The organism is Candidatus Methylomirabilota bacterium (assembly GCA_027293415.1).
In the GTDB taxonomy this organism is placed as follows: Bacteria; Methylomirabilota; Methylomirabilia; order Methylomirabilales; family CSP1-5; genus CSP1-5.
The window spans coordinates 1-10,508 of record JAPUFX010000128.1 but is presented as its reverse complement, the minus strand read 5'-3'; the positions used below and the strand labels follow the sequence as shown (position 1 = coordinate 10,508).

The 10,508-nt window shown below is 58.0% G+C and carries 10 protein-coding genes and 1 tRNA gene; 4 read left to right on the top strand and 7 right to left on the bottom strand.

What is annotated here, in order from left to right:
• Positions 1 to 42: 42 nt before the first annotated feature.
• The 7 genes from O6929_08940 to O6929_08910 all read right to left on the bottom strand — a co-directional run bounded on the left by O6929_08940 (position 43) and on the right by O6929_08910 (position 7,408).
• Entirely contained in the window at positions 43 to 858 is an 816-nt protein-coding gene (locus tag O6929_08940) for a tetratricopeptide repeat protein (protein ID MCZ6480510.1), read from the bottom strand.
• 374 nt (positions 859 to 1,232) lie between these two features.
• The gene (locus tag O6929_08935; GenBank protein MCZ6480509.1) at positions 1,233 to 1,547 is read right to left on the bottom strand and encodes a hypothetical protein; all 315 of its coding nucleotides are present in this window, start codon (positions 1,545 to 1,547) and stop codon (positions 1,233 to 1,235) included.
• Between the two features lie 123 nt (positions 1,548 to 1,670).
• Entirely contained in the window at positions 1,671 to 2,555 is an 885-nt protein-coding gene (locus tag O6929_08930) for a hypothetical protein (protein MCZ6480508.1), read from the bottom strand.
• Between the two features lie 425 nt (positions 2,556 to 2,980).
• Positions 2,981 to 3,961 carry a peptidylprolyl isomerase gene (locus tag O6929_08925; protein ID MCZ6480507.1) on the bottom strand — a complete coding sequence of 327 codons (981 nt, stop codon included), beginning with the start codon at positions 3,959 to 3,961 and terminating at the stop codon, positions 2,981 to 2,983.
• Positions 3,962 to 4,285: 324 nt separating this feature from the next.
• The gene (locus O6929_08920) at positions 4,286 to 4,480 is read right to left on the bottom strand and encodes a BON domain-containing protein (protein ID MCZ6480506.1); all 195 of its coding nucleotides are present in this window, start codon (positions 4,478 to 4,480) and stop codon (positions 4,286 to 4,288) included.
• A gap of 78 nt (positions 4,481 to 4,558) precedes the next feature.
• Positions 4,559 to 5,125: a GNAT family N-acetyltransferase gene (locus tag O6929_08915; GenBank protein ID MCZ6480505.1), complete on the bottom strand. Its 567-nt coding sequence runs from the start codon at positions 5,123 to 5,125 to the stop codon at positions 4,559 to 4,561.
• Between the two features lie 327 nt (positions 5,126 to 5,452).
• Complete coding sequence (locus O6929_08910) at positions 5,453 to 7,408, bottom strand: PAS domain S-box protein (GenBank protein MCZ6480504.1); 1,956 nt, start codon at positions 7,406 to 7,408, stop codon at positions 5,453 to 5,455.
• 360 nt (positions 7,409 to 7,768) lie between these two features.
• On the opposite strand from O6929_08910, the gene O6929_08905 reads away from it, so the two are divergent.
• The 4 genes from O6929_08905 to O6929_08890 all read left to right on the top strand — a co-directional run bounded on the left by O6929_08905 (position 7,769) and on the right by O6929_08890 (position 10,506).
• On the top strand, positions 7,769 to 8,458 hold the full coding sequence (locus O6929_08905) for a hypothetical protein (protein MCZ6480503.1): 690 nt from the start codon (positions 7,769 to 7,771) through the stop codon (positions 8,456 to 8,458).
• A gap of 121 nt (positions 8,459 to 8,579) precedes the next feature.
• Complete coding sequence (locus tag O6929_08900; protein MCZ6480502.1) at positions 8,580 to 9,185, top strand: YceI family protein; 606 nt, start codon at positions 8,580 to 8,582, stop codon at positions 9,183 to 9,185.
• Entirely contained in the window at positions 9,182 to 10,423 is a 1,242-nt protein-coding gene (locus O6929_08895; protein ID MCZ6480501.1) for a geranylgeranyl reductase family protein, read from the top strand. The genes O6929_08900 and O6929_08895 overlap by 4 nt, the downstream gene beginning before the upstream one ends.
• A gap of 8 nt (positions 10,424 to 10,431) precedes the next feature.
• Positions 10,432 to 10,506, top strand: a tRNA-Thr gene (locus tag O6929_08890).
• Positions 10,507 to 10,508 lie beyond the last annotated feature (2 nt).

Sequence of the window (10,508 nt, the reverse complement as noted above, 5' to 3'; positions counted from 1 at the left end):
TGCGCGATTCTGAGGATTGCGAGCCGGACACGGGACCAGCGGCTACTCACGGCCTTGAGGATGGTGGGCCAGACTCTCAGCCTCCGAAATCTGGGCAGCAGTCATTTTCTTGGCGAGCCTATCGCGGGACGCGATGGCCGGTTTGAAGCCCCCCTTGATAGCAAGACTCAACCACATGTAAGCTTGAACGTGATTCCGTGGAACGCCCTCACCTCTGGCGTACATCTTCCCGAGGTTGTTCTGGGCCCAGGCGTCGCCCTGCTCAGTGGCCATCCGGTACCACTTGACCGCTTGAGTATAATCCCGCTTTACGCCGCCCTCGCCCTTCGCGTACATCCAGCCGAGATTGAACTGAGCTACGATATGGCCTTGCATAGCAGCAACCTTCAATTCCCGTAGAGAAGAGTGAGGAGTGCCGTAGTCCTGCCGGCGCAAGGCTGTTGGGCCTACTTCACGCTTCTTCTTGGCCTCCCCGGCTGCTGTCTCTTTGAGGCCGGCAGCAGAATGGAAGTCGGCCTCGTTGAACTGCAGGGTCCACTTGGTGGCGTAAGGATCCACCAAGAGGGTCCGGTCGTACCACCCGACCGTCCGCGTGCCGAACTGTGTGTCCACATACGCCCAGGCGATCACCCGATGGGCGGTATAGTTGAGGCTGTGCTGCCGTGTCTCCTGGGGATTCAACACGATGCCGGGTCTGCTCTGCAGGGCCTGCGGGTCAGCATCGACGAAGACTTCAACCCGCCATCGTGTGCCGTTGACGAACTGGCCCGTCGTGGGACCCAAGAAGCTTGGGGGGACCGCCTCCGGGGTCCGCGCACAGCCGCTGAGCAATGCCGCGGCGATGAGCAGGATAAACACAAATGGTTTTGGGTCTCTTTTCACCTTTTATTCACATTACCGCGACGGCTTGCCTTTTGGCGATGGAGAGCTAAGTCGCAATGATCATTACGACTGATGCAGTTTAGCGGTTGCGATCGCCCAGCATCGACGGAAACTCCCCGTCAAAGGCGCGCTCAACCACACCGACTCTGCCGCGATTATGGCTAGGATAGGTGCTCTTGTTTGTTTTTACAAGGGGGTGAATATGGGCACAGTCCCAGCCCCCTAGACTGTATACCCGAAATTGTGCCCTTGAGAGGAAAAATCCCACGAGACCCAGCGAAAGCCAGAAACACCACGGGCGCCGAGGTTGCCCCGACGCCCGTGGGATTCTTATCGTCCGTATGGACTACTTACGCACTCCCTGGCTCCCCATGAAAGTGTGGTGCTTTCCCCTGCCGCGATACCCGCCGGTCGATCCCTTTCCGCCGATCGAGGGCAACAGGCTGCTGAGCTTTCCGCCGTTCTTGGACCCGCCGGTCGATGACGGCCTGCTCCCCTGGTACATGGAAGATCGCAGCCAGGTCCTGCCGGAGAGAGGCAAACCGGCGGACGACGACGTCATACGTAACATCTTCATAGCGTTTGAGGTGGTCAATGGTCCGCCGTTGCTCTTGAAAGCCCTGATAGATCGTCTGCAGGACGGGTGACGCCGATCCCGAAAACATGGCCGATCTCCTCTCCCGAGACCGCAGGACATTCCAGAAGGTCCTGAGTGTCATGAGTCGTTCGCTCCAATCTCGCCTCGGGGCAGGATTGTTGTACGGGTTTACGAAGAAGGGGTCGCGATTTTACTGGGACGCCCCTCCCGCTGGTTTGAAGCTTCCCGCCAGTTCGTCACTGCCTCCTCTCCCGCGAAACTTCAGATCCTCAACATATCTAACAGCGTCCCCTTCTTTTGCCTTGAGGTAGAAGGCGTGGAGCGAAATTCCTTTTGCTCGGTTAACGATAGCCTTGGGGACCGCGACGGATACATACGCCTCGGCCCCGGGCCGGAGGTACTTGGGCGACACAGGAAGCCTGAACTGCTGGATCGGTCCGTTGGTTCCCATGATCTCCCCCTGGAGGACAACGTCTGAAAGGGTCTCACGACCTCGGTTGGTCAGGCGCAGGACGATGGCCCGAGGGCTCCCTTCCCATTCCACCATCCCGGCACGTTCCACTTGGAGTCTCCCTATTCCCCGGAGGAGGCGGGCATGCGTTGCCTGAAACCGGGCCTGCGTCGGCCGTGGCTTCATGGGAAAGGCATAAACCAAGCGTTGGGGAACTGGATCGGCAACCGGGTAGCCCGTAAACTTCTCCACGAAGAGTTGGACCTCGAGGCGGTGCGCCTCTGGCAGGATTGTCGACGGAATTCGCGCCCGGAAAAACTCCACGGTCCCCCGTTCCAGGCGGAACAGCGTCAACAAGGGACGGACGAGGCCGATCCGCCTGCCGTCGTGATCAAATACGTGCACTTCGGCGCGATTCAGGTCCCAGCGTTTGACCGAGGCGTTCTCTAATTCATAGATTATCAAGAGCCCTTCCGCCTGCGATTCTCGCCTGACCTCCCTGACACGGATGTTCGCGGGTTCGCGCGTTGTGTCTGCGCTCCTGGACTGTGCCGCCATCCCCGTTTGGAGCCCCAGCGTGCCCAAGAACAGCAAGCCGATGATAGTCCCCATCAGCGTTCGCATCGCTTCACCTCCCCGTGAAAGGACGAAATCCCCGTGCTGACTATTGGCGCCACTTATCGGGCGAGTGCGTCCTCTCGATAAAGGATGGCAGCCCCCTGGAAGCAGTGACGGTGGCCCGGAGAATGAAACATAGTTTCCGCGTTAACTACATGTCAATATGCAGTTTTTGCATGCATGCATTCAGGTGGTGTAACAGATACGACCAGGCTGGTTTTTTAATGGCTTAGGGACAACCGAAGAGGGGTGCACAAGGGCCTTGTGGCTCCTGTCGGGGGGCAAATCCGTTGAGTTCAGGCCTCAAAATTCAGCCCGCGTCGAAACTCGTTTCATCGGGTGGAACTCGGAAAAAAGGGAAGCGATGTCTCCGGTGGGATCGACCAGGTCAGAAGCTATCCGTGTCGAGGCTGGCCCCGAACAGGTGAGAGCTACTTCAAATTGACGGTGACGGTGACCTGGGCACTCAGTGTTGCGATATATTCCCGATACAGTGCAATCGCTTTTTCTTCCGTCACCTTCTGTCTTACTTGATCTTGTGCTTCCTCATAGGAGAGATGCTTGGCCTCTTTTCGGTCTTCCACCTTAATGATGTGGTAGCCGAACCTGGTCCGCACCGGATCGCTGATCTCGCCGGCTTTGAGTTTGAAGGCAGCATCTTCGAAAGGCTTCACCATTTTCCCCCGACCGAGATAGCCGAGGTCGCCTCCCTTCTCTTTCGTCGGACCCTCAGAAAACTCCTGTGCCAGCTTGGCGAAATTGTCTCCATTTTTCGCCTTAGTCAACACCGCATTCGCCCGGTCCTTTGCCTTGTGGTCGTCTTCAGGGGATGCATCAGCAGCTACTCTAAATAAGATATGCCTGGCGTGTACCGCTTCTTCCTGCACGTAATCATCTTTGTGTTCCTGGAAGAAGGACTGTGATTCCTCTGGAGAGACAGAGACTTTTTGCGAGACCTCCTCATCGATGATCTGTTGGCGCAACAATCCCTTGTGGATATTGTCACGCAGTTTCTCCGCTGTGATCCCTCTGGAATTCAGGGCTTGGTTGAAGGCCTCTTCAGAGGGGAAACGGTCCCGGATGTTCTTGAAGCGTTCATCGACCATTTCTGGGGTCACTCGCATCTTCTGTCTTTCCGCTTCCCGCATCAACAATTCTTCGTCAATGATCTGTTCCAATATCTGTTTTCGGACTTTTTGCGCGTCGGGATCATCCTGGACCTTCTCAAATGGGACCCGGGTGCGAGCATGAAATTCGTTGTCCAGCTCCTGGTAGGTGATGGTTTTTCCGTTCACCTGAGCGGCAATTTTCTGCTCTGGGGAAGGGGGTGTTTGTGCCGACAGGGACCCCTGGAGGGAAAGTATCGTTGCGAATGGCATGGCAAGAGAGAGAACAATAATCCAACGCCTCATTGTTTCCCTCCTGTTGGGTGGTAAGAACCGGTGATCCCAGAAAACACTTGCCACTTTCTGCATATGTTCGTAAAGGGTGTTTGCAGAAGCCGCACTGTAAGCATTTATGAGAGGGGTGCTGGTGATCTAATAATTATAGAGTAGATGGGTATGTATGTCATGTACCCGTTGCAAATCCAGGGCCAAGCCACACCCTTGCCCAACCCCTCCGTCTCGGCCTGGCGCGATTTCTCTTTTGATTTCAAAAGCAGGACGCCTTCCCAGGAGGAAGGATGGCCCGGAAGCCGTCTACAGGAGAAGCCTTAAGTAGTGAGGATCCGCTTCCTAGGCAAAGGGTAGTAGGTCTGGCGACAGGCGCAGGTAGTCCCGAACTTTCCGCACGCCCGGAACAGCTTCGGCGGCGACGCGCAGGGCCCGCTGTTCCTCCTCGAACCGCACCAGACCCCAAAGGTGGACGATGCCGTGACCCACCATGATGGACAAGGACGCGGCGTCTGCCCACGGCTCCTGGAGGTAAATAACTGTGCGATGCCGAGCAAACGTGGCTGAAATCGGTCGCGGTTTGGCTAATCCCAGCGACGTCTAATGCGCCAGCGGTCACCTTCTTTCGGTCAGCTCCAGGCGGTACACCACCAGATCGTGGTACTTCCCCGCACGATCGAGGATGTTCCGCTCGAACATGGCTACCTGCGTGAACCCTCGTGCCCGGAACACCCCGATGGCACCCTGATCATCGGCCGGAATCTCTGCGTACAGACCCTCGAGACCTTCCTTCCTGGCGATGGCCGTCAAGTCGTCAATCAGGTGCGAGGCAAGTCCTTTATGCCGGAAGTCGGGATCCACAACGACGCGCACGCTACCCAGATGTCGCCGCCACCCCTCCCTCCGGCGGTGAAATGATGCATCGGCGATTATTCGCCCATTCGCCTCAACGACGAGTGGCAACACCCGACTGTAGTTCAGGGTCTCAACCCAACCGTCGATCGTCCGGATATCGGTTACGTCGTCCTTCAGGAAGTACAGCTCTTCCTCAGGAATGTGCTTGAAGAAAAGCGCCAGCTTATCCCGGTCCTGCTTTACCATGGGGCGTACGGTGACCTTGGTCCCATCCTCGAGGACCCAGCTCTTGGGGAAATCCGCTAATAACGCTTCTATCCGTAGCATGATACACCTCCTTCCTGCTACCGGAATGGCCTCCCCTGGATCCCTGTAGACTCATCCAAATTACTTAAAATCAGCAAGGCGGGTGCCACTGGAAGGAGTCCTATCCTCCGAGAGGTAACTCCCCGATTCTTCAGCTAAAGAGTGGAGAAAGATGCGTTGCGGAGGGGAAATCTTTTACGTCAACTGAGGCACGGCTGCCCCAGGACCAACGGAGGCGAACACAAATACTCTGCAATTAACTGGGACAGTCGTGCCCCACGTCTTGAAGTTGTCCCAGGTTACACACCTTCGTTGCTCAGGGCAGGGTAAGCAGGGAGAGAAGACCGATCAGCCATCCAAAGGCTGAGAAGTAGACTTGGGGATCTCGAGAAGAGGCAGGAGAATGCGGAAGGTGCTCCCGCGACCGACTTCGCTTTTGACCTCGAGACTGCCTTCGTGATCCTGCACGATGCGTGAGGTGATCGTCAGGCCAAGCCCCATCCCCTCACCACTCGATTTGATCGTGAAAAAGGGCTCGAAGATCCGGCTGAGATGCTCCCGGGCAATGCCCACGCCGGTGTCCGAAACGGCAATTTCCACGGAGTCCTTCTGACGCAACCGGGCTTTGACGGTGAGAATCCCTCCCTCCGGCATCGCCTCGGCTGCATTGGTGATTAGGTTAAGCAGCGCCTGGCCGAGGAGCCGGGGATCGGCCGAGAGGGGAGGGAGGTGTGGGTCCAGGATCACCTTGACGTGAACCTTCCGGGACGCCAGGTTGAGGTCAAGGGGCTTGAGTGTTTCCTCGATCAGGGGGTGGAGCTCGACGAGCTCCCGCTTCAGCGGCAATGGACGACCGAGCCGCCGGAGGTCCTGTGCGATCCGCCCGCACGTGTCGGCATACTTCTCAATCAGCTCGAGGTCGTGATACACGTCGCTCTGGGGATCGGTCCGCTTGAGAAGGAGCTGGGCACAGGCCAGCACAACGCTGAGGGCATTGTTCAGCTCATGGGCCACTCCGGCGGCCACGCGCCCTAACATGGCAAGCCGCTCCGTCTGCCGTTCGACGGTGATGTCTTTGAACGTAACGACCACACCCACGAGTTCGCCGTGTTCGCGAATGGGAGTGCTGATATACTCCACCGGGAAGCTCGTGCCGTCCTTTCGCCAGAATACTTCGGTGTCCATGCGATGGACGGCTCTATCCTTCAACGCAGCGTAAATTGGACACGCTGCCTCGGGGTAGGGGGTACCGTCGGGTTGCGAGTGGTGCAGGATCGCGTGCATGGGGCGGCCGATCAGTTCCTCGATCTCCCATCCAATCATTCTTGCGGCAGCCGGATTTACAAAAGTGGCGTTTCCCTCTGCATCGAGTCCATAGATACCTTCGCCCGCCGAAGTTAAGATCAGCTCGGACTGATGACTGAGCCGTTGCAGCTCTGCCTCGGCCCGCTTGAGTTCGGTGACATCGCGAAGAACTGCCAATGTGGCTTGTTGTCCGTGGTAGCTGATGGGCACAGAAGAAGTTTGGACCGTCCGCACTTCTCCGTCGAGCCTGGTGATCCGGTATTCGTAGACGCTGGGCGCAGGACGGCCCTGTTGTCGCGCTAACGTTCGCTCGGTCACCAGCTGCCTGTCCCCGGGTACGATGAATTGGTCGAGGGATGTTCCCAGAACCTGGACCGGGCTGGAAAGTCCGTGGAGCTCCAGAAAGGCTTTGTTCACGAAGACTCGCCTTGTTTCCACGCTAATCACGATCGCGTCGGCCACGTTCTCAACTACAGCCCTGTAATGCTCCTCGCTCTCGCGCAGTGCCTCTTCGGCTTCTTTGCGCTTGGTGATATCGATGAAGGTCGCGATGATGCTTTTTAATTTACCATCGGCCGAGAACAGGGGTGCCCCGGAGACGACGACATTGCACCTCCCGCCATGCTTCCCTTCGATTTCGACTTCGTAGACTGAGGCGATGCCCAGCCGGTGCTTGGCATGTTCGTCCGCAATCCGGTCGAGGCTTGTATGGGTGAAAAAGGAGTGGTAGGTTCTGCCCGCGACCTCTTCGGGTTCCCGAATCTCGAGCATGGCGCACATGGCGGGATTCAGATAGATCGTATAGCCGTCCACAGAAATATGCCAGATGCCTACTGCGCTATTCTCCGCGAGCATCCGGTAACGTTCCTGACTTTCCCGCAGTGCCTCTTCTGCCCGCTTGCGCTCACCTTCTATGGCTTCCAATACTGCAATCCGTTGGCGGATTTCCACCAATTCCCTTAAGGGGTCATCAGGTGTCTTCGCTTCATTTTTTTTCACATTGGCCTCCCCAGAGAGGCATGGATTTCATCTACGGATTCCTGACAAGGTGACTATCATAGCCGGCGTGACGTCAGAAAACCGAACGCCCTCCCAGGCCGTAAACACCGGAAGAGCGTTTCGTTCTCTGCTGCATCGACGCTTCAGTCGGAGGTGGGCGAGGAACATCTGGGCCAACCCCGATTCTACCCCTCCGCCTTTTGGGGGGACATAAGTATCCCTTACTCGTTCGGCGGTGTCAAGACCAACGCAGCGGCCCGCAGAACGCTGGTGCGAGCTAAGTTTTCCTTGGCAGGAAGTGCGAGGAAGTGCTAGAAATGTCAGCGAGTGGCCGTCGAAACTGAGCAGAAGGAGAATAGCGTGCGGAAACTCCTGTGCCTGTGTGGTCTGATCCTATGGATGGTGGGCTGTGCTTCTAAACCCGAGATTTTTATCACGAGTCTCCCGCCGGCTGGCGAGGCGCGAGGGGCGAGTGCGTCCATAACGGAGGCCTCACTACAAGAGGCCGGCATTTCGAAGCGGGCTGACCGCATTGTTGTGGCGCGGGTCTCGCTCAGAAACCGTACGGGGAAAGCGGTCCTTTTTGGCCCAGAGCATGTGTATTTAGCCGATGCGACCGGGGAGCTGTTCCTCCCCATTTCCGAGAAGTGGCTGCGCGATTATTACAGTGCGAGAATCCGTGGACTTTCCGTCAAGGCAGATCCAGGAGCGATCGCCCCTTATCCGTCAGATTCTGATACGGTCAAGGTGGGAGATGCCGAGTTTAGGTCGCCCGCGTTGACCCCTGCCCAAAGGGAGGAGTTGGCAGAAGAGATGGCGGAGCTTGTGGAGGAAGTCTTTGTACGTCCCCAACGGGACGCACCGGGAACCTTCCTGGAAAAGGTGCCGGAGACCACCCTGGGAGTTCTCTTAAAAGAGATCACCCTCAAGCCAGATCGCGGAGTTACTGGGTTTGTGTACTTTTACCATTCGGGAGCTACGCAGCCACAACACCCCCTGCGGCTCATAATTGATCTCGAGGGCGAAATCTCCGCTTTCCTCTTTCAGTAAACCATAAGAGGTTTCCCATCAGCAATACCGGACCCGCTCAAGACTATCACGGGTCCTCCCCGATTTTACGGGCAGTTCCTTTGTGAGAAGTGTTGGTGGATGCTGCACGTGAGGTATCGAGATGACCGGGCCCCGGATCGCTAGTTTCTGCCTGATTTTGCTTCTCTCCATTCGAGTTCAGCCCCTCGCTGCATGTGAAATCCCTCTAGGGCTGTTCATCGATCGGTTTTTTCCCCAGATGCGAATGATCCTGGAGGGTGAGGTCGTCTTTGTGGCCGATGCACGACTGCACGACTTCGAGGGTCAGACCACCGCGGTCTCGGGTGTCGTGATGACGAAGGGACTTCAGGATGCGGTCGGCTGCGTGGCGATTCAGGCGAAGGCCCTCGATACCGGGATTGGTCGACGCAATCGGCTCATGTGGGAGGATTACCTCGAGGTCGGAAAGTTTCCGGAGATCCGATTTATCCTGACCGGTCTTGCCGATCTGCGGAAGGACGCGGGCGTGGTTGGTGTTACACTGGAAGGGGAAATTGCCCTTCACGGCGTGACCAAAGACCTCCGTATTCCCGCGACGCTCATTTTGGGTGACCGAGGTCTCGAGGTGAAGGGGAAAACTACTCTCAAGATGAGTGACTATGCCATCGAGCGCCCATCTTTCCTCTTTATCACGGTCAAGGACGAGGTCGATGTGCGGTTCCGGGTAGTGGTGGGAGAAACCGAATGAAACGCACTGCGGATGTTTTGGTTGTGGGAGGGGGGCCGGCGGGGAGTGCGGCCGCCATCCTGCTGGCCAGAGCTGGGTTTCAGGTGTGTCTATTGGACAAGGGGCACTTCCCTCGGGACAAGCCGTGTGGCGAGTATCTCAGCCCGGGGTGTGTCCCGTTGCTCAGGCGCCTCGGAGTGCTTTACACCCTGGAGGGGGTCGGTCCTCAGCCGATCCGGGGGGTGCGGGTCGAGACCTCGGCAGGAACTATTTTTACGGGGACGTATCCCGGTGAAGGGGTTCCACCACACGGGTACGCCCTTCCCCGGGAGCGTTTTGACACCCTCCTCTTCGAGGCGGCCCGCCGTGCCGGGGCCGAATGCCTTGAGGGGTGGCGGGCAGTGGATCTCATCCGCGCTGGGGACAGAGTTGCCGGTGTGATCGGTGCATCCAATGGGCGAACGCGCCACTTCACTGCCTCCGTCACCATCGGGGCCGACGGTCGCAACTCTGTGGTAGCCCGCCGCCTTGGGCTTTTTGCCTGGCACCCGTCCCATCAAAAGGTGGCCTTTGTCCAGCGCTTTCAGATGCCCGCAGAGCAAGGCGATCTCGGAGAAGTGTATCTGGGAAGAGCGGGATACTGCATCCTGAACCCCCAGAGAGCTGCAACGGCGAATGTCGCTGTGGTTGTGGACCAACGGGATCTGCCGCTGCACCGGCCATGGGAGGAGGTCTTTCGCGAACTCCTCGCGGCCTATCCGTCAGTACGGAGGAAGCTCAATGGGGCTGGACCCCTGAATTCCCTTCGAATCCTGGGTCCACTCGCGTGTCGAGCAAAGCGGGTTGCGGGGTACGGGTTCCTGCTCGTTGGTGATGCCGCGGGGTACTACGATCCGATGACGGGGGAGGGGATCTATCAGGCGCTCAAGGGGGCAGAACTGGCGGCAGACACTGTTACAGAGGCGCTTCGGCAGGGAGAGGCTACCCTGCCTGCCCTCGAACCCTACGCCGTTGCGTACCGGCGCGAGTTCGATCCCAAGGAGCGGGTGTGCCAGCTACTGCAGCAAATCGTCCGCCGTCCTCTCGCCTGCCAGGTTCTGGTACGGCATCTTCAGTGTCGGGGGGGACAAGCCCAGGAACTGATGGGGGTGGTGGGCGACCTCTTACCGGCTCACCGGCTGCTGCGGCCTGGCTTCTGGGCTTCGTTGCTTGTCGCGGGGGTCCCTTCCTTGACTCGCCTGGTCCGCTGTGCTAGGTAACACTTCGGGCCGGCGTAGCTCAGTGGTAGAGCAGCTGATTCGTAATCAGCAGGTCGGAGGTTCGACCCCTCTCGCCGGCTCCAGG